Source organism: Pantoea ananatis LMG 2665 (genome assembly GCF_000710035.2).
Taxonomy (GTDB): domain Bacteria; phylum Pseudomonadota; class Gammaproteobacteria; order Enterobacterales; family Enterobacteriaceae; genus Pantoea; species Pantoea ananatis.
In genome coordinates this window covers 252892-272069 of the sequence record NZ_JMJJ01000017.1, presented here as the reverse complement: position 1 = coordinate 272069, position 19178 = coordinate 252892, and the positions used below count along the sequence as shown (strand labels likewise).

Sequence of the window (19178 nt, the reverse complement as noted above, 5' to 3'; positions counted from 1 at the left end):
AGTGGTTACAACTTGCCCGCAGCGGCCAGCTTAAGATAGCTGTCGTCAAAGCGCAGTTTGCTGTTAGCCCTATCGCCAACGGTGACGTTGCCCGGGAATGTCATGCCGATAAAATCAGCGCTCTGTGCGCCCTGACCCAGCAGACCTTTGTCAAACGAGAAGTTCGCCACGCGTTGCATGGTCTTTGGCAGATCAGGCGAAGAAATAAAGGCCAATGTCTCAGCAGGCGTCCAGAACAGATGCGTTGTTTTAAGCTGAGCCTGATAGCCCGCGAGGTCGGTACCGGAATCTGCCGCCATTGCACTCAGCGCTTGTTTATCACCCGCCTGCATTTTTGCCATCATTTCAAACCACGCACCGGTCAGCGCTTTGCCGAGGGCGGGGTTATCTTTCAGCGTTTGGGTGTTCACGACCATCATGTCGATGAGTTCGCCGGGCACTTGGGTGGAGCTAAACACTTCGGTGGTTTGTGGCGTCTTTTTGATGACGGACAACTGCGGGTTCCAGGCTACCGCTGCCCGCACATTGCTGGTGCCAAAGGCCGAGACGATATCCGCATCGGAGGTATTAACCACTTTCACATCTTTTTCCTGCAGCCCGGCTTTTTCCAGTCCGCGAACCAGGAGATAGTGCGATACCGAGAGTTCGGGCAGATAAACCGACATACCTTTCAGATCGCTGAGTTTTTTATTCATCCCTTTTAGCACGACGCCGTCGTTGCCATCGGAATAGCTGCCGGTGATGAGTGCTGTCGAATCTACCCCACCTGCCGCCGGGATAGTCAGCGCATCCATGTTGGTCATGGTGCAGCCGTCAAACTGCCCTGCCGTGTAATGGTTGATGGATTCGATGTAGTCGTTGAGTTGAACAATATTGATTTTGATGCCGTATTTGCTGGCCCATTTATCAATAATTTTTTCATTGCTGATGGTGCCCCAGGGCATCCAGCCCGCATAGATCGTCCAGCAGATGTTGAACTCTTTTTTAACCGTGGCGAAGGAAGAAAAGCTGATCAGCAAGGTGAGTGACAGCAAAAGCGTGCGGATGAACGGCGTTGTTTTCATGGTTAACCTCTGGTTGGCACAAAAAAGGAGCAGCGCGACACCTGACGGTGCTGCTGTCTCCCGGGCTTTTGTCCCGCCGTGTAACCTCTCAGAGGTCGCCAGCTCTCGGACCAGACATTCACCTGCGTGAACCGGAACCCTAGCCAGCTATTTAATTCAGATTATGTGTTGCGCTGCTTACCGATCAGGTTTTTGCAATTGACGTGCCAGAATTAATGACAATAAAAATCAGTGATTTAGCATTATTCCTGGTGACGAAGCACCAGAATGATGAGTGACCGAGGGGCATTGCACACAATCAGTGCCGACTGGAACACGAAATATGCTGTGCAGTCCTTACATCATAAGCATCAGCGCGGTTTCTGGGCGACGTTGCAGCGGTAGTGTCCATCCTGACGAGGCGTAACGGTATAACGCCTGACGCAATACCGCTGACGGCGCGAGGTGCTTTAATCCTGTAGATGTCGCGCGGCCAAAGGGGAGCCACTATTACGCGATAGCCATCCTTGTAGCTTAAGGGAACGTACACGCTTTTAACGGTGACCATCCGCACTTCTCGTTTGTTGACCCTCCATTACTGCTATAGATGCCCGCACGCGGGTATGGCAGTGGCGTGCTACACAGAGACTGGCTTCGCATTCTGCCGGTTCTTTAACCCACCATAAACGTCGCGCGTTTTTTGCAGCAGGGTCATCCGGCCTGCACTACAGTTAACTGACTCAGTAACCAGCAAAAACATAACCATGTCCTCTTCCCTTCGCTCAAATCTGTTTGCCCGGTTGCGCCTGCTGATCTCTGTGGTGGCAGGTCTCGTCTGCTATGTTTTACTGCCTGAGCATCTGGGGCAAATGCAGAGACTGTTAATCAGTTGGAACGTGCTGGCATGGCTCTATCTGTGGTTTATCTGGTTTCGCATGTTGCGTACCGCGCCAGATGAGATTAAACGAATCGCCCAGATGCAGGATCAAAGTGCCGCGCTGGTGCTGGGGCTGGTCATCGTGGCCTGTATGATCAGTATGGTGGCCATCATGAGCGAGCTTCCCACGTTAAAAAGCCTGACGGGCTCTTCGCGGGCCCTGCATCTGCTTTTGACTGCCATGACGCTCATCGCCTCATGGGCCTTACTGCCCAGCGCATTTGCCATGCATTATGCCCATCAGCATTACCTGCTTCGCAGCAACAGTATCACGCCGATGATCTTTCCGGAGAAACCGACGCATCCGGGTTACTGGGATTTTCTCTACTTCTCTTTCACCATCGCGGTGGCATCCCAGACGGCGGATGTGGCGACGGGCACGACAGAAATGCGCAAGATCGCCTTGTTGCAGTCGGTTATCTCTTTTATTTTTAATCTGGCGATTCTGGGACTGTCCGTGAATGTGGCAGCCAGTTTGTTAAGTTGAGAGTCTGCCTGCGACGATAGCCAGCAGAGAAGCGCATTGACTGTTACGGGAATTTACCGCTTAAAGCCTGTGCGACGGGAAGCTGCACCCTCTTTGAGAGGGTGCAGAGACTGCGAGAAAAATTAACCGCCCTGCTGCTGTTGCCCTTGCTGTTGACTGGCCGCTTCTTTCTGTTTCTTTTTGGCCATATGATGTCCAACAGCGCAGCCTGCTGCGGCCCCAGCGACACCGTGATGTTTAAGATGCCCTGCCACGCCGCCCACGGCCGCGCCCTTTAAACAGCCTTTGGCTTCAGCTTGTGAACTCATCGCCATGAGCAGACCCGCGGTAACAAGAACAACTGACAATTTTTTCATCGAATGACTCCCTGATAAATAGCGAATACGCATTAATGTCTACTGAGCATAGTTAATCAGGACGCTTCTGCTGGCCGAAGTCAGTAAATCTTGAAACCGTTTACCCGCCGTTAAGCGTTTAACGTTCCGGGAGTGATAGCGATATCATAACAGGCGCTTTTTAGCACAATATTCAGTCCTTAACGCTTATCGATAACGATGGGAAGGAGATGTAAGAGAATATAAAAAACTGCACCTTACTCAGTCAGACGTCCAGCTTTTGAGGTGCAGTTCGTTGACGGGGTTGAGCATAATTAAAAGGCTAAATAATCAGTTCAGGATGTAAAACCGAGCAGGTTCAGGACATATCATCCTGAGTTTCATCGTGTGGGCAAGGTTCGCCGGTGTCATCACAGGCAGGATTAATGCGCAAACCGCCTGAAGGCTTTCGATGAGCAGCAAGTTTGATGTTCCCCGCACTGCCCGCATTGTTCTTTTGCAGCGTAGAAGCTGACTGTTGTTCATGTACAGATACAGCCAGTGCCGCATTCTGAAAGGTAATCAAGGTCGCGATGGTGAACGCCGTTGTTTGCAGTGCCACTTTTACGGATAACATTTTCATAACTTGCCCTTTAGAGATTACGCCAGGAAGGACAGAACGGTTAGCCGTTCTGCTCTGTGCTGTATTCAAACTCAGCAGTGTGAAAATAGAATCTTTATATTTCCATTTTAATACGGACCTGATAAATCAGATTAACCCTTGCCAGCCTGATGCAGAGAGCTCCAGGCGTAGGGAAATAACAAAGATTAAAATCATTATCTTATTTACCTCATTCTGCTCGTTGATATTGCAACATCCCCCCTTACTTACACATTTTTCAGATCCTGACTGAGCAGAGCATTAACCAATGACGAGCGGATGAGCGGTAACTGGCTGCACTTTCTCTCAAACTGTCTAAACCTGGCATCGATAGCACCATACTCAAAAACCTGTGTAGGCTGCGGCCAGAAATTTCATGCTTTTAGCGCAATGTATTCTGCGCATAACTTTCATGCCAAAGCGTTTAAGACGCGCTTTGTTTTTCCGTTTTTGTATACGCTGACGTATCAATTCAGACCACGCTGCATCGTTAACGACTGCTCAGGAAGCATGAAATGAAAGTACAAAAACTTAATCAACCCGCTTCAATCAAGACGCTGGAATCATGGGGGACCGTTGAGGGCCTTCCGGGATCGCCCGAGATTGCACTGGCCGGGCTGCAGACGGTGATCCCCGGTCATGAGAATACAGATATGGGCATTTTTGAATGTACGGCGGGCAGTTATCGTCGCGGCGTTAAGCAAGCAGAGATGATGCATTTCCTGTCAGGAACGGGTTCCTTCACAGCGGATGGCGAAGCACCACAGCATTTCAAACCTGGCGATACCTTGTTCTTTGAAGCGAATACAGAAGGGACATGGGTCATGGAGACCACCATGCGCAAGCTTTATGTGATTTTCGACACCCTGTAAAAGTTCGATCACTGATTCATCCCACTGAGGATGAATCAGGACAGCATAAAATCGACGGCATCGTTCGCATGAATGCGCGTTGTATCGAATACCGGTAGCGCGCTTTGTGCTTCTGAAACCAGCAAACCAATTTCCGTGCAGCCAAATATGACTCCTTCTGCACCTTGTGAAGCCAGTTCCTGTATCACCTCAAGATAAAACTGGCGGGAGCCTTCCGTAAATTTCCCCATGCAGAGTTCATCAAAAATGATTTGGTTGATGACGTTACGCTGTTCTGCCGGTGGTACCAGGGTAGCAATTGAGAATTGTTTATTCAGGCGGCCCAGATAGAAGTCCTGCTCCATGGTATAACGCGTGCCCAGCAAGGCTACTCGGGTCATGCCTTTGCTCGTTATCGCCCTGCCCGTCGCATCCGCGATATGTAAAAAAGGCAAATGACAGCGAGATTCAATCGCCCCGGCAACCTTGTGCATCGTGTTGGTACATAAGACGATTGCGTTTGCACCGGCACCCGCCAGACCCACGGCCGCCTCAGCCAGTAGTTCACCAGCCCGATCCCAGTCGCCACTGCGCTGGCAGGCTTCAATTTCATGAAAATCCACGCTGTGCAGAAGCAGCTTTGCCGAGTGTAAACCGCCTAATTTGCTTCTGATTCCCTCATTGATCAACCGATAGTAAGGAAGCGTTGATTCCCAGCTCATGCCGCCTATAAGGCCGATTGTTTTCATCACTCTCCTTTGAAATACATCACTGCCAAAGCCTGTCGAGGATAATAAAACTGCGCGTTGCCTGAAAGGATTATGACGGGTTAGCCGCGTGTTTTCAGGTGTTGCGCTAACCCGTTACCGCCAGAGCCTTGCCGCCGCCGGGCAGCGGAAATCCAATGCCCGGCAGGGATCTACCATCACATTTTATTGCCTTTTTCACTCGCCTGCTGCAATGCCGTGATGACGATCCCCGGCGTTAACACCTGAGGCAGGACAACGGGTTTTCCGCCGTCAGCAGGATAAACCACATACAGCGGCAAACCACCACGGCCAAAATCACTGAGTGCCTGCTCAACGTCAGGATTGTACTTTGTTGAGTCAGCAATCATATAAATGGTGTTGGTGCGCGCCATAGCCGTCTTTACTGCCTGGGTTGACAGCGAGGTACGTTCATTAACCTGACAGGTAATGCACCAGGAGGCGGTAAAATTCACCAGAACCGGTTTACCCTGGCCTTTTATAGCGTCCACATTTTGGGGAGACCATGCCACCGCAGCCGCTGCCACAACATCCGAAGAATCAGGGGCTGCCGTTGAGGTTTTCAGCGTAAATAACGGTGGTACCAACAGGATAATTACAACAGCTGTGGCGATGTGCAGAGCCCAGTGCCGCCTTCCCATCATCTGCCGCTTCTGAGCCAGGCCATACAGCCAGGCGGCAAAACCCAGCAGCAGGCAACAGGTCAGTATCGCTGCCAGCGCCGTCGAGCCAGCCTGCCGTTCCAGCACCCAGATTAACCAACCCGCCGCACCCAGCATCGGAAACGCCAGGCCATGTTTTAGGGTGATCATCCAGGCACCCGGCGACGGCAGTATTCGGGCAACGACAGGGAAAAAGGAAATCAAGGTGAAAGGCGCAGCAAAGCCCAACGCCAGAGAAAGAAAGATAATAAAGCTGATAACGGGGGGCTGTACAAGCGCATAACCTATGGCGCTGGCCATAAAGGGCGCGCTGCACGGGGTAGCAACAACAATAGCCAGCGCCCCCGTTAATGCGGACCCGGTCAATCCACCCCGCTCGCCCCCGACTTCGCCGGCCCGCTGAAGTGATAATCCCACCTCGAACAGGCCAAACAGATTAAGTGCGGATGCCAGCATCACCAGAACCAGCAACGCAATCACCAGCGGTGACTGCAGTTGAAAACCCCAGCCCACTGATGACCCACCGAATCTCGCCAGCAACAGCAGACCAACCAGTAACATCATGGTGACCACTACGCCAGCCAGAAAAGCGAGCCCTTCTGCACGAGCCTGTGCGGGCCTGGCGTGATGCCGTATCAGACTCAACGCCTTGAGCGAAATGACCGGGAACACACAGGGCATGAGATTAAGTATGATGCCGCCCAGAAAAGCGGCGGCGATAGCAGTCAACATGATTTATCTGTCCAGATCGGGAATTAAGCCGGGTTGGCCTGGCGGTATTTTTTCACGGCATCCAGCGTTTTCTGAATGTGTGATTCTGGGTTTTTATCCGTATAACTCAGCAGGATTTTGCCATCCGGTGCAATAACATAAGACGTACGATCGGAAAGCGTTTTACCTTTCATCTCCATCGTACTTTTGTATTCTGCAGCCACTTTTGCGCCCGGATCGGCAGCAACGGTGAATTTATCGCGGCATTCAAGTTTAGAAAATTTCTCAATCTGGTCAGTATTACCTGCGGTGACGCCGATTACCGTTGCGCCCTCTTTTTTAAAGTCATCTGTCGCTTCTGCAAAGGCATGCGCCTCTAAGGTACAGCCTGCACTAAACGCCGCCGGGAAAAAATATAGAACGACCGGGCCTTTTTGCAGTGCCTGCTGTAAAGAGAAGGTGGTTTCTTTACCTGCCAGTGCGGCTTCCAGTTTGAAATCCGGCGCCTTTGCACCCACCGGCAGTGCCGCGAACGCGGAGGTCATCGGAAGGCTCAGTGCCAGTAATGATGCAGCCGTCAGCATTTTCAGGTGATTCTTGATACGCATTCTCTTTTCTCCGTCGACAAGCAGGCATAAGTGCCCCTTGCACGTTAATACTAGGTTCATTCACTAAAAATGAAAAAGTTTGCGTCATGGAATAACGCGATAGCGTCACCAGAGCGTTAATGCAAACGTGTCTGGCATCTACAGTAAGATAGTCTTACAACCGATCATTTAGATATGTGGTTAGGCGATAATTTTGTGTCAGACGGTAAATATTCAGGGAACAGAGAGATGCCCTACCTGATAACGCTGAAAATGGCCCGAATCTTGCGCGGGCGCCGTTGTCCAGAGACAAAAATCTATGTGGCGCCAGTGAAAGGTATCCAGAGCCGATACGCGTGCTAACGCCCCGGCTTGTTTTGGGGGCTGTGTTAACCCGGCGAGATCGGCGTAAGCAGGAACGGTGCTGACGTCCAGGGAAGCAAAACCGGCTTGAACCATCTCTGGCGACAGCCTGGCCGATAAGACCGGGAAGGTATGCACCTGCGGCCAGCCAAAATCCTCAGTAAGCTTTTTAAAACCTGCCCCAGACAAAAAACAGTGCATGCTCTCTGCGTCCTGCCAAAGATAAAAGGGCGCATACACATTTTCATCCGTGTTTATGGGACCTTTGGCTTTGCACGCATAAAGCCAGGCTTTGAATATGAGACCAGGAAATCCCGCCATCTTATATCCGTTGTCATCAATCCGGCGTTGAATAATCGTCATGTCGTAATCGGCGGGAAGAACAAAACGGTATTGCATAGCAAGCATGGTTTTCTCCTTAAAGTTGGGGAATATCCGCCAGGTTAAACATCTTCCCATGACTAAAAGACCAGTCTTCTGGCTGAGTGAAATGAAGAACGATCATGACATCATGGGGCTTTATACCCATCGATTTTTCAAGACGCCGGGTAAGATCCTGATAAAAGGCCTGTTTCTGCTGCGTATTACGCGTTTTACCTGCGGTAATGGTAAACAGAAGAAAGTCATTGCTGCGGCCCGCCTCAGCACCACAAAGATAATGCCGATCAAAAATCCGGCTGTGCGCGTCATAACAATCAAAAAACTGAAAGCAGTCTCCGCGCGGTACGGAAAATGAAGCTTCAAGCGATTGCTGTAACGCAGCAGAAATTTTCTCTCTCCACTGCTGAAAACGCGCTGTTGAGATGGCTATATGGCTTACAGGCATCGGTATCCCTCACTCAGGCTGTGTGTTTTTGAAGACGGTCAACGCGGAAACGGCGTTGGGCCAGCCGCAATAAAAGGCAAGATGCGTTATCACTTCGATAATTTCATCGTCTGAAATGCCATTTTGGCGAGCAAATTCCAGATGCCAGCCCAGCTGTTCATTTCGATACAGTGCAATGAGGGCGCTGACCGTAATCAGACTTCTGTCCCGCGGTGAAAGCCCGTCCCGCTGCCAGATATCGCCAAATAAGACCTCTTCACTGAGACGTGCCAGCTTGGGGGCTATCCCGGCCATATTCTCCCGACTCACCTTTATCGTGTTCATTTTTGTTTCTCCTTGAGGATGTGGTAGAAAGATAGGATGCTTTGACGATCTATAAAATCAGAAATATTGGGACCCATAATCCCATAAAACGGGATGAAAAATGGCGAAAAGACCTGTTACGTTCGATGCTGAAACATTACGAACCTTTGTCACCGGTATTGAGTTGGGAAGTTTTGCTGCTGCTGCAGAGCGCCTGGGGCGTTCAACATCGGCGGTAAGCGCTCAGCTTAAAAAGCTTGAGCAGCAGGCAGGCGCCGCGTTGGTGCAAAAGTCAGGACGACATCTGGTCCTTACTGCCCAGGGGGAAATGATGCTTGCCTATGCGCGCAGGCTGATGAGTCTCAACGACGAAGCTTACCAGGCGATGAAATCGGTGGGCATCCGTGGCGAGGTTCGGCTGGGATTGCAGGAAGATTTTGGAGAATCACTTCTCCCCTCTCTTCTTGGGCAATTTTCACGTGCGCACCCCGACGTACAGGTCTCCGCGACCGTGACCCGCAACAAGCCTCTGCTGGATGCAATACGTCACAATGAACTTGATGTTGCCCTGAGCTGGCAGGGTGACGAGAGCACCGCTTACAGCGAGTCGCTCGGGTCATTACCACTCTGCTGGATTGGCGCAAAAGATTTCGATATCGGCGCATTTACCGATCGAAACCGACCTCTGCCGTTACTGGTTTTTGAAGCACCCTGTCTGATGCGTAGCGCGGCGACAGCGGCCCTGGACAGCATGAATATCCCCTGGCGCATTGCGTTTACCAGCAGAAGCCTGAGTGGGATATGGGCGGCCGCGGCGGCCGGGCTCGGAATGACGTTGCGAACACAAACGGGCATGCCGTCATCACTCGCGATATTTGACCAGCAAAAATTGCCAGATACTGGCGCGATTGGCATTCGTCTGCATCAGTCTGAAAAAAACGTATCAGCCGCAGCAGCCTCGCTTTGCCAGATGATAAAAACGCACTTTCGTGGCACATAAGCCAACTACCGCGCCTGAAGAAATCCAGCCAACAGACAGCATCAATCAATGACCGGACAGGCAGGATTTCTGGCGGTTGAGGCTGAGCACAGGGCTGTCAGATTGTGGTCGTTTAAGCAACGCCCTGCTTTTTGTCCGGCCCGGCTTTGGCACCCCTCCTGCTTGCTGCGCTAATCTTGACGCGGGCACCTGAGTAAGGCCAATTACAGTATGCTGTAACTAAAATCGTTACAAAAAATACTGTGCTCACACTTTTGTGACATCCATCGCCAATGCTGTTTACCCCCGGCTTATCTCTCCACCATAGCCTTTTACGCTGAGCGTATCACCGTCTGCTTCCACCCACGCGAAGGGCACAACTGAAGGGCCGTCGAGCATGCCCTTCATGATAAAAAAGTCGGTGTCCAGAATACGGGCATAGCCTCCGCGATGATCGTGTCCGGCAAAACAGGCGCGCACCCGGTAGCGGGTGAATAAATTCACCAGCGCGTCGGCGTTCATTAACATATGCGTATTCCCGGGAGCCAGCGGATAATGCCCGAATACCACGATGCTTTCTCCGCACTGCTGTGCCGCCTGTAACTGCTGCTCTATCCACACCAACTGTTGCGCGCCCACGGCACCGTTCCAGGGCTGCGCGTGGGGTTGATGCTCATGTTGCAGCCGGGCCAGCAACGCTGCCGCCTGTTGGCGATCGGTGCCGTTGAGCGCATTGCAGTAAAGACTCATATCATTGCCATCGTAGACAATGAAGCGCCAGCCGTTAAAACGGAAAGCGTAATAGCTCTTGGGTAGGGGAACCTTACCTTCAAGTCGTGTGGCAATCGTCTGCGCATCATGATTACCCAGCACCACGGCATGGGGATGCTTTAATTCTTGATATACCGGCAATACCGCAGCATAGCTGTACCAGTCGCGATCGACGAGATCGCCCAGGGTCACCACAAAATCGAGCGGCTGCGCGTTGAGCGCCGTGATGGCCTGGTGCAGTTTTTGTAGTCCGTTGCGATAGTAAAGATGGTTGTCAACATCCGGTTCGATATCTGCATATTGCGGGTCGGCGATCAAACCAAAACGAACAACGTTGTTCCGCGCAGCTAAGGGAGGCAGCAACGGCGGTTGATACAGCGGTACGACCTCCGCCAGCAGTTCGCGCTGCTGCAGACTAAGCGAGTGAGGCGTTAACATTGGCGTTCACCTTAACGTATACCGGCACGCATGAAAGACTGAATAAACTGACGCTGAAATATCAGAAAGAGCAGCAAAAGCGGCAGCGTTGTCATCAATGTTGCTGCACCAATAAGCGCCCACTGCACGCCCTGCTCTGGCGCGGAAAATAGCTGCAGCCCGACGGTTAGGGGCCGTACCTTAACCGAGTCGGTAATCACCAGCGGCCAGAGAAAATCATTCCAGTGAAAGCTGACAGAGACTAACGCAAAGGCGATATAAATCGGTCTGGCCAGCGGGATGTAGATCTTACGCAAGATATAAAACCGGCTGGCGCCTTCCACGATCGCCGCCTCTTCCAGCACTAAGGGGATGCTTTTAAACGTCTGGCGCAGCAGGAAGATGGCAAAGGCAGACGCAAAATACGGTAAGGCAATGCCGGTCAATGTATCGCGCAGGCCCAGTGCGCCAATGGTTTTATAGTTATTCAGGATCAGCACATCGGGGCTGATCATGAGCTGCAACAGGATAAGGGCAAACAACATGCCCGAATACTTCAGGCGAAAACGGACCAGTGCGTAAGCCGCCATCGTGGCCAACACCAGCTGGACTGTAACGATCATCATCACCAGCAAAATCGTATTCATAAAATAACGGGCAAAGGGCGCAGCATGCCAGGCGTTAATAAAATTTTGCAGCGTCAGCGGCGCAAAAAGCCTGAAGCTGCCCTGCTCTGCCGCGGGATGCACCGCAACCCACAGCGCCACCAGGATAGGGAGCAGCCATAGCAGCGCCGCTAACCAGATAATCAGATTCAGGCCGAGGCGGCCAACAGAAAAGGAAGGCTTCATTGATAGTGGGCTCGTTTATCCATCAACTTAAATTTAACTAGCGCAATCGCCGCCAAAATCAGCAGCAACACCACGGTCATGGCCGCGGCTGCCGGTAAATCCCAGTAACTGAATGCTGTGCGATAGATGTAAAACAGCAGCAGGCTACTGCTGTTGTCCGGGCCGCCATTCGTCATCGCAATAACCTGATCGACAATGCGAAACGCATTCATGGATGCATTGATCAAGACAAATAACGTGGTCGGCATCAGCAATGGCCACTGGACGCGCCGGAAGAAATAGCCCTTTGATGCCCCTTCGATTTCCGCCGCTTCACGCAGGCGCGGATCAATCTGCTGCAGGGCAGCAAGATAGAAAATCATAAAGAAACCGGCCTCACGCCAGACGGAGACCGCCATCAGGCACCACAGGGAGGTGCCCGGCTCGCCAAGCCAGTTAACCGGAGCAATGGAAAACAGCGACAGAAGTTTGTTCAGTAAGCCCAACTGTGGCGTGTAAAAAAACAGCCACAGGTTAGCAATCGCAATCATTGGCAGAAGAGAGGGAATAAAAAAAGCCGCACGTATCACGGCGTTAGCCGCCAGTCGTCGGTTAACGGCCAATGCCATGAGCAGAGCCAGCATCACCGCCAAAGGGATAGTGACCAGGGCATAGAGCAGATTGTTCCACAACGACCGGATAAACACATCGTCATCCAGCAGCGCAGCGTAGTTATCCAGCCCAACAAACTGGGCCGGATGACCGTTACGTGAGGCGCTGAACAGACTTTCCCACACCGTCGCCAGAGCAGGATAATGGGTAAACAGCAATAAAAAACCCAGTGCCGGTAAGATCAGCAAATAGCCGCACAGCTGTAATGATCCGACGCCTGAGCGTAAAGCAGGGGATGCTGTTCCAAGTGTGTTCATCGCCATCGTATTACTGGTAAGCCTTCAGCAAACGATCGGCCTGCTTCTGGGCGGATTCCAGTGCTTCTGCCGGTGTTTTCGTCTGGGTTATCGCGGCTTCAATGGCGTGGTTCAGCGCCTCCTGAATTTGCACGCTGTTATAGGTCGAGAGTTCTGGCTGGGCATAGTTAAGTTGCTCACGTGCCACCAGCGCCTGCGGAACCTGTTTCACATAGTCTTTCATGGCTGGCGTTTCCCAGGCGGCGGGTGAAGTCGCGACATAACCGGTAGCAATACTCCAGCGAGCAGCCTGTTCAGGGGCGGTGACCCAACGGATAAACGCCATGGCGGCTTTCTGCTGTGCCGGGGATGCATTTTTGAAGACATACAGATTACCGCCACCGGTCGGGCTTCCGCGCTGTGTCTTTTCAGGAAGCATCGCGACACCAAACGGGAACGTCGCATTTTTACGCACCACGCTCAGATTACCCGTGGTGGTCACCATCATCGCGGTTTTGCCACTCAAAAAATCTTGTGGCGTGGTGCCCCATGCAACGGCGCCTTTAGGTGAAACGCCCTCTTTCTGACCGAGATCGGTTAGCCACTGTAGCGTTTCAATGTTCCCGGGCGTATTAAAATACACGGCCGTGCCCTTGCCATTATCAAGATGCGCGCCATTGGTCGCAGCAAACCCCTGAAACACCCAATAGCCATTTGGCGTAGTCGGGATTTCGATGCCCCACTGGCTGACGTTTTGCCCGTCTTTCACGACCAGCTTTTTGCCAAAGTCCACCACCTGCTGCCAGTTCGCAGGCGGCGTATCAGCATCCAGACCCGCTTTTTCAAACGCCTGCTTATTCCAGTACAGCACCACGGTCGAGCGCTGAAAAGGAACGCCCCAGACTTTTCCATTGATATGGCGTAAGAAAGCAGGATAGAAACTGTCGATCCATTTTTTACCCTCATCGTCTTTGGCCAGATCGCTGGCCGCGACAATCGCCCCCGCATCCATCAGTGAATAAGCTTCGATATCGCCAATAACGGCCATTTGTGGCGCATTACCGCCACGAAAAGCGGTCAATGCTTTGGTCACCGTCGTGGCGTAGTCACCGGTATAGACCGGCTGAATACTGACTTCGGGATGAATTTTTTCGAAATCGGCAACCAGTGCTTCAACGGTGTGGCTGATCGCGCCTCCCACTGCGATGGGATAATACATTTGCAGTTTTACCGGATCGGCAGCAAAAACTGACGCGCTGGTTGCGATAAGCAATGCAGGAAGCAGATGTGACAGACGAATAGCAGACATGATTTTCCCTTAGGTAAAAAGATCGTTAAACCGCGTATTTTTTGGACGAAACAGACATCAGCTGTTCTGCATGCAAACAGCGTTTACCGCTATCGGTGGAAAACAGGTATTGCTTATCAGCAGGCCATTGCAGCCCCACCAGGCTTCCCTCACTGAACCGTTTCATTCCTGCTACCGTCACCGTTAATGTTTCGTGGCTGTGAGCAAGCTGGCACATTAATAAGGTATCAGCCCCCATATATTCGTAACTCACCACGCTGGCCGTCAGCACCGCGCCATCAGCGTTAATAAGCTGAATATCTTCAGCCCGAATGCCCAGACTGAGTGCGCCGGCGGTGAAACCTTCGACGACAGGCTCCCTGAGCGGACTCAGATAGTGGTTCGCGTTGTGGCAGGCGAGCGGCAGGATGTTCATGGGCGGTGCGCCAATAAACTGTGCCGCGAACACGCTGGCAGGGTTGTTGTAGAGATTATCAGGTGTGTCGTGCTGCTCAATTCGTCCCGCGTTCAGCAAAATAATGCTGTCCGCCATGCTCATGGCTTCTGTCTGATCGTGGGTGACATAGATCATTGTCAGACCCAACTTCTTCTGTAAGGCACGGATCTCACGGCGCATGCTTTGGCGTAGCTTGGCATCAAGGTTAGAAAGGGGTTCATCCATCAGGCAGAGCGTATTGTTGGCGATAACGGCTCGCCCCAGTGCCACCCGCTGTTGTTGACCACCGGACAACTGGGATGGCAAGCGATCCAGCAACGCCTCCAGTTCCATCAACTTACTGACCCGACTCAGACGATCGGCAAACGTGAGCTTATCTTCACCGCGGGCTTTTAAGCCAAATAACAAATTTTCTTTAACGCTCAGGTGAGGAAAAAGCGCATAAGACTGAAACACCATGGAGAGCTTGCGTTGGGAGGGGGGCAAATGGGTGATATCCACATGATTGAAACTCACCGAACCCGTGTCAGCCGTCTCCAGGCCGGCAATAGTGCGCAGCAGCGTCGATTTACCACAGCCTGAAGGCCCCAACAGAGCAACGAACGTCCCTTCGGCGGCGTCAAAATGGATATTATCCAGTGCGATTTTCTCGCCCCAGCTCTTGGTGATGTGATGAAGCGCCAGATGGCTCATACATGCGCCGCTTTGCAAATAAGAATTGCAGTAAGCTAGCCGAGAAAAATGAACGATTTATGGCTGAAAAATGACAGAAAAAAGATGCACCCATTGATTAATCATGCGGGCTTATCCTTCCCTGCCTTACCAGGCCGCCGTCACGACCGAGCTTTTCCTCTTGTTCCTGACAGCGAATGAACGCAGAAAGCAGCATCCTGACAACCTGTCGTGCCCATAAGTGACGTTGAACGTCTTGATTGACCAGCCGAGACTGCATGCGATTCTGCTGCACGACAGGGCCAGGGCTAACGTAATACGTTCGGCGGCACCCCGGATGCTATAAGAAATGACCAGACGCATGCAAAGCGCCAGAGACTCACACAACGTCTCGGAATCCTCGCTGCAGCCACAGAGAAAGGGCTGCAACGACTGTTCACTGCCGGAAACAGACACAGGTTGAATATTTCCGCTTAGTAGGTAGACTGGTATACATACATACCGCTAACAAAGGTTATCGTCATGCCAACTCAATCTGCCAGCGCAGAAACTGCTTATGATAAGTTGCTCAGTGCGGCGCGCGTGCTGTTTTACAACCACGGTATTAACGGGACAGGTATCGATGCCATCGTAAAGCGGGCCGGGGTCGCCAAAAAAAGCTTATATAACAACTTTGCCTCTAAAGATGAGCTGGTCGCGATTTATCTCAGGGTTCGTCACGAGGAATGGCTTGCCTTGTACAAAAATCGTCTGGACCTTGCCATGACGCCGAAAGAACGGGTACTGGCCGTATTCGCGGCTTATGAGGACCATGCTGAATTTGCCTATGAAAACGGGTTTCGCGGATGTGGCCTGCTGAACGCAGCGGCAGAGTTGCCCGCCAGCGCGCCGGGACGACAGGCCGTTCGTGAGCACAAGGAGGAAGTGGAGGCGATTCTGACCGCGCATCTGACAGATTTGATGATGGGAGATGCAGAAAGCGCGCGCAAGATGGCACGGCACTTCGCTTTTCTACTGGAAGGCAGCATTTCACGAGCCGGGCTGGAAGGTAACAGCGACTGCGTGAGTCAGGCCAGTATAATTGCTGAACAACTGATGGAGGCATACTGATGCCTGCATCCGGACACCAAACGGGTGGCGCAACGGCCGTCATTATCGCGGCTGTGCTCTGGGGAACGACCGGTACAGCCGCCACCTTTGCCCCGGCTTTAAGCCCGCTCGCCGTGGGCTCGGTGGCAATGGGTATCGGTGGACTGTTCCAGGGACTTATCGCTGCAACCCCGCTTATTCGACAGCGGCGACTGATTTTTCGGCATTGGCCTTTTCTGCTGACGGGCGCCCTCGCAGTGGCGGTTTATCCGCTCGCTTTTTATGCGTCTATGCGCTATGCCGGGGTCACTGTCGGCACTGTCATTTCCATCGGCTCTGCCCCGCTACTGTCAGCCCTCATTGAGTACCGTCTTGAAGGCGTACGCCTCACAAAGCAGTGGGCAGGCGGTGCCGCTACAGGGCTTGCCGGCATGATCCTGCTTTGCCTTGCGGAAAGCGGTGGGCACAGTACTGGACAAGGTTCTGCAATGACGGGCATTACGCTGGGGCTGCTGGCTGGTTTTACCTATGCCCTTTATTCGTGGTCTGCGCGGCGGTTAATGCAGGGCGGCATAGCTCCACGCGCGGCAATGGGGGCGACCTTTGGAGCGGGCGGTATCCTGCTTGTCCCTGTCCTTCTGATGACCGGCGCACCGCTTCTGGAAACCTGGAATAATGCCGCCGTCGGGATATATATGGCGCTGGTTCCAATGTTTCTGGGATATCTCTGCTATGGCTACGGACTGGCGCGCATCCCGGCCAGCATGGCAACCACGATCACGCTGCTGGAGCCGGTCGTCGCCGCTCTGCTGGCCGTTCTGCTTGTCGGGGAAAGGCTGCCGCTTTCAGGTTGGGCCGGTGTAGGACTCATTATTGCCTGCCTGGGTGTGATCACCTTTCCAGCGGACAAGCGCTCCTCCCCTTCAACCCAGCGCCGGGCTGATAACCTTTAATCTGGCGACAGGAAAAAAGAAGGAAAAAGCGGCCTTCGATGCATTCTGGGCTCTCGACGTACGCACGGGCGCTCTCATCAAGCTTGAGGAAAGCAAAACCCGCCTGGAGAATGATAACTGACCCCGTCCCTGAACCTGAGCGGAGGTGTCCTGTGGCGCCTGTATCAACGATAACGTCCAGGATTTACAGGGCCCCAGGGTAATCTGCATAGTCAATCCGGGTACGATGAAGACAGGACCAAAGAAATCGAATGTTCTGCTGCCTGGCGTCTCCGAGGGTTCAGGCGGGACGATACCTTTCGCTTTTTGCTCATGGCTGACATTACCAACATCAGCAGCGATGTCTCAGCCCTCTCGGTCTGCCCTTATCAAATATAAAACGCCTGTTGCAGGGCATCAGGCGTTTAAAAGCTGCCAGATTTCGATCCTTATCAGAACCTTTTATGGCCTACTTTTATCAGAACTGCTCCCAGTTTTGATCCTGTCCGCCAACCACTGCGGTCTGCGGTTTCTTAAAAACCGGCGACGATACCGCTGCGGCGCGGTTTTGCTCCCGATTATTACTGGCTAACTGACCCGCAAGCGTAATCGTGAAGGCACCCACTAAATGACCCAGCGTGGAGGCCTGATCTATCAGAGAACGCGATGCTGCGGAGGCCTGCTCAACCAGTGCGGCGTTTTGCTGTGTCGCTCCATCCATCTGATTTACGGCCTGATGGACCTGGCTGATGCCTTGCGACTGTTCTCCGGCGGCTACGGATATTTCATCCACCAGATCAGTGACCTGCCGCACCGCATCATTCATGCGTGACATGTTAGAGCCTACCCCTTCCGCCTGCTCAGAACCGGCCTCGACAAAGCCCATTGATGACTCAATCAACTCCTTGATTTCACGAGCTGAAGAGGATGAGCGCTGTGCAAGATTACGAACCTCACCCGCCACGACCGCAAATCCCCGCCCCTGCTCACCAGCACGTGCAGCCTCAACGGCGGCATTCAGCGCCAGGATGTTGGTCTGGAAGGCAATCCCTTCAATGAGTGCAATGATGTCAGTGATTTTGGCTGAGCTTGCCCTGATGTCACTCATAGTGGACAGTAGTGTGCGGACACGACCAGCACTGTCTTCTGAGATATCCCGGGCGTTTTTCGCCAACTGACTGGCAAGACGCGTATTTTCAGCGGTCTGACGGACGGTTTCGCTAAGCTCGGACATACTCGCTGCTGTCTGCTCCAGGGAGGCCGCCTGCTCTTCCGTACGGGAGGACAGGTCTTCATTACCCGCCGAAATCTGTGCAGAAGCAGAGCTTACCGACTGAGCAGAAGCTTCCACCTTAGACAGTGAATCTGAAACATTCTCAATCAGATGGTTGAAGGCCCTTGCCGTCAGGCCGATTTCATCATGACGTGACTCATCAACCCTGAGAGTCAGGTCGAGTTTTTCACTGGCCTCTTCCATGGTCTGACGCATGCCGTTCAACTGACGGCGTATAGACATGATGGTTTTGATCGTGAAAAAACCCAATACAAGGATGACGGCGCCAGAGCCGGCAATCAGTCCCCATAGAGTCGTATAGTAGATATGGGTATTGGTTTCATCCAGTTGAGTGCCGATATCAATATTTATCTGCAGTTGCTTACGGTAACTGCTTGTAAGCGTGCGAATGGCTTCACTCAGATTTTTACTGCTTTCATCTGAGTTCGCCGTCGATGATGACTGGGGAATCCTGTTGGTCTGCAGGAAAGGCAGCAGCCTGTCATGAATGTTTTTAATCATGACGAACGCCTCTTTGGTCAGCCGCAGATCTTCGTCGCTGGATATATCATTCTCAAGATAATGCTGATTGAGGGTATTAAGGCGCTCAACCGTTTTGTTCATTTCTGATTCAATTTGCCCCTGCCTGGCAGGGTCTTTTGCGCCCTGATAGTCGTATAGCTTAATGAGAAGTTCATTGTTCTCATCAATCAGTACGTTTAAGTCGATGATCGAAGGTATGGCGTTAATCTGAACATAGTGAAAGCGATACTGGAAGCCAGTAACGACCACGATGGAAATAATAACCATAGAAACGAGAGAAGCTGAGAGCAGAGAAAACGTAAGATAAAGTCGCTGTGAAATTGTCATAACTCACCCTGTGTGTATTTAAAAAATAAAAAACCAACGCTTAGTAAATCGTCGAAATCAACGAAAACCTGATTTTTTTAGAGAGAGGCTGGTGAGTTATGGAGATGAGTAGAGTGAGAATGTGCAGGGCCTGAACATAAACGTGAATATCGCGTAAAACCCAGGGCTAACAAAGCCGCG

At 52.2% G+C, this 19178-nt stretch carries 20 protein-coding genes and 1 riboswitch; of the genes, 5 read left to right on the top strand and 15 right to left on the bottom strand.

The window, feature by feature from the left end; translation table 11 throughout:
* Positions 1 to 5 precede the first annotated feature (5 nt).
* Entirely contained in the window at positions 6 to 1064 is a 1059-nt protein-coding gene (locus tag EL29_RS22840) for a putative urea ABC transporter substrate-binding protein (RefSeq protein ID WP_028716084.1), read from the bottom strand.
* Positions 1065 to 1119: 55 nt separating this feature from the next.
* Positions 1120 to 1218, bottom strand: a riboswitch (guanidine-I (ykkC/yxkD leader).
* A gap of 589 nt (positions 1219 to 1807) precedes the next feature.
* On the opposite strand from EL29_RS22840, the gene EL29_RS22835 reads away from it, so the two are divergent.
* Entirely contained in the window at positions 1808 to 2467 is a 660-nt protein-coding gene (locus tag EL29_RS22835) for a DUF1345 domain-containing protein (protein WP_013027911.1), read from the top strand.
* 122 nt (positions 2468 to 2589) lie between these two features.
* Here the strand turns inward: EL29_RS22835 and EL29_RS22830 are convergent, their stop codons facing one another.
* Positions 2590 to 2823, bottom strand: a complete 234-nt coding sequence (locus EL29_RS22830) for a hypothetical protein (RefSeq protein WP_014604649.1) — start codon at positions 2821 to 2823, stop codon at positions 2590 to 2592.
* A gap of 337 nt (positions 2824 to 3160) precedes the next feature.
* Complete coding sequence (locus EL29_RS22825; protein WP_022622861.1) at positions 3161 to 3424, bottom strand: hypothetical protein; 264 nt, start codon at positions 3422 to 3424, stop codon at positions 3161 to 3163.
* 533 nt (positions 3425 to 3957) lie between these two features.
* Here EL29_RS22825 and EL29_RS22820 point away from each other — a divergent pair.
* Positions 3958 to 4314, top strand: a complete 357-nt coding sequence (locus tag EL29_RS22820) for a cupin domain-containing protein (protein ID WP_019105927.1) — start codon at positions 3958 to 3960, stop codon at positions 4312 to 4314.
* Positions 4315 to 4349: 35 nt separating this feature from the next.
* On the opposite strand, the gene EL29_RS22815 is transcribed toward EL29_RS22820, so the two are convergent.
* The 6 genes from EL29_RS22815 to EL29_RS22790 all read right to left on the bottom strand — a co-directional run bounded on the left by EL29_RS22815 (position 4350) and on the right by EL29_RS22790 (position 8533).
* Positions 4350 to 5042 (bottom strand): aspartate/glutamate racemase, encoded by a 693-nt coding sequence (locus EL29_RS22815; RefSeq protein WP_022622860.1) that lies wholly within the window; start codon positions 5040 to 5042, stop codon positions 4350 to 4352.
* 176 nt (positions 5043 to 5218) lie between these two features.
* A complete protein-coding gene (locus EL29_RS22810; RefSeq protein WP_022622859.1) occupies positions 5219 to 6454 on the bottom strand; it encodes a protein-disulfide reductase DsbD family protein in 1236 nt (411 codons plus the stop codon).
* Between the two features lie 23 nt (positions 6455 to 6477).
* On the bottom strand, positions 6478 to 7041 hold the full coding sequence (locus EL29_RS22805; protein WP_014333199.1) for a peroxiredoxin: 564 nt from the start codon (positions 7039 to 7041) through the stop codon (positions 6478 to 6480).
* Positions 7042 to 7254: 213 nt separating this feature from the next.
* Complete coding sequence (locus EL29_RS22800) at positions 7255 to 7791, bottom strand: DUF4865 family protein (protein WP_028716083.1); 537 nt, start codon at positions 7789 to 7791, stop codon at positions 7255 to 7257.
* 10 nt (positions 7792 to 7801) lie between these two features.
* Positions 7802 to 8209: a tautomerase family protein gene (locus EL29_RS22795; RefSeq protein ID WP_019105923.1), complete on the bottom strand. Its 408-nt coding sequence runs from the start codon at positions 8207 to 8209 to the stop codon at positions 7802 to 7804.
* A gap of 9 nt (positions 8210 to 8218) precedes the next feature.
* Positions 8219 to 8533: a carboxymuconolactone decarboxylase family protein gene (locus EL29_RS22790; protein WP_028716082.1), complete on the bottom strand. Its 315-nt coding sequence runs from the start codon at positions 8531 to 8533 to the stop codon at positions 8219 to 8221.
* A gap of 100 nt (positions 8534 to 8633) precedes the next feature.
* Between EL29_RS22790 and EL29_RS22785 the strand changes: the two genes are divergently transcribed.
* Positions 8634 to 9512: a LysR substrate-binding domain-containing protein gene (locus EL29_RS22785; protein ID WP_028716081.1), complete on the top strand. Its 879-nt coding sequence runs from the start codon at positions 8634 to 8636 to the stop codon at positions 9510 to 9512.
* Between the two features lie 279 nt (positions 9513 to 9791).
* On the opposite strand, the gene EL29_RS22780 is transcribed toward EL29_RS22785, so the two are convergent.
* From EL29_RS22780 to EL29_RS22760, 5 genes are read right to left on the bottom strand one after another with little or no spacing between them, the layout of a single operon-like run.
* A complete protein-coding gene (locus EL29_RS22780) occupies positions 9792 to 10700 on the bottom strand; it encodes a metallophosphoesterase (protein WP_028716080.1) in 909 nt (302 codons plus the stop codon).
* A gap of 11 nt (positions 10701 to 10711) precedes the next feature.
* Positions 10712 to 11530 (bottom strand): carbohydrate ABC transporter permease, encoded by an 819-nt coding sequence (locus EL29_RS22775; protein ID WP_013027924.1) that lies wholly within the window; start codon positions 11528 to 11530, stop codon positions 10712 to 10714.
* Positions 11527 to 12444, bottom strand: coding sequence for a carbohydrate ABC transporter permease (locus tag EL29_RS22770; RefSeq protein WP_014333206.1), 918 nt, complete (start codon positions 12442 to 12444; stop codon positions 11527 to 11529). Before EL29_RS22770 ends, EL29_RS22775 begins: the two co-directional genes overlap by 4 nt.
* Before the next feature lie 4 nt (positions 12445 to 12448).
* A complete protein-coding gene (locus EL29_RS22765) occupies positions 12449 to 13726 on the bottom strand; it encodes an ABC transporter substrate-binding protein (RefSeq protein ID WP_028716079.1) in 1278 nt (425 codons plus the stop codon).
* Positions 13727 to 13751: 25 nt separating this feature from the next.
* Entirely contained in the window at positions 13752 to 14855 is a 1104-nt protein-coding gene (locus EL29_RS22760) for an ABC transporter ATP-binding protein (protein ID WP_014333208.1), read from the bottom strand.
* 501 nt (positions 14856 to 15356) lie between these two features.
* On the opposite strand from EL29_RS22760, the gene EL29_RS22755 reads away from it, so the two are divergent.
* Both EL29_RS22755 and EL29_RS22750 read left to right on the top strand, forming a co-directional pair.
* On the top strand, positions 15357 to 15944 hold the full coding sequence (locus EL29_RS22755) for a TetR/AcrR family transcriptional regulator (RefSeq protein WP_014333211.1): 588 nt from the start codon (positions 15357 to 15359) through the stop codon (positions 15942 to 15944).
* Complete coding sequence (locus EL29_RS22750) at positions 15944 to 16876, top strand: DMT family transporter (RefSeq protein ID WP_028716078.1); 933 nt, start codon at positions 15944 to 15946, stop codon at positions 16874 to 16876. Before EL29_RS22755 ends, EL29_RS22750 begins: the two co-directional genes overlap by 1 nt.
* 457 nt (positions 16877 to 17333) lie before the next feature.
* Here EL29_RS22750 and EL29_RS22745 read toward each other — a convergent pair whose 3' ends face one another.
* Entirely contained in the window at positions 17334 to 18998 is a 1665-nt protein-coding gene (locus EL29_RS22745; protein WP_019105917.1) for a methyl-accepting chemotaxis protein, read from the bottom strand.
* Positions 18999 to 19178 lie beyond the last annotated feature (180 nt).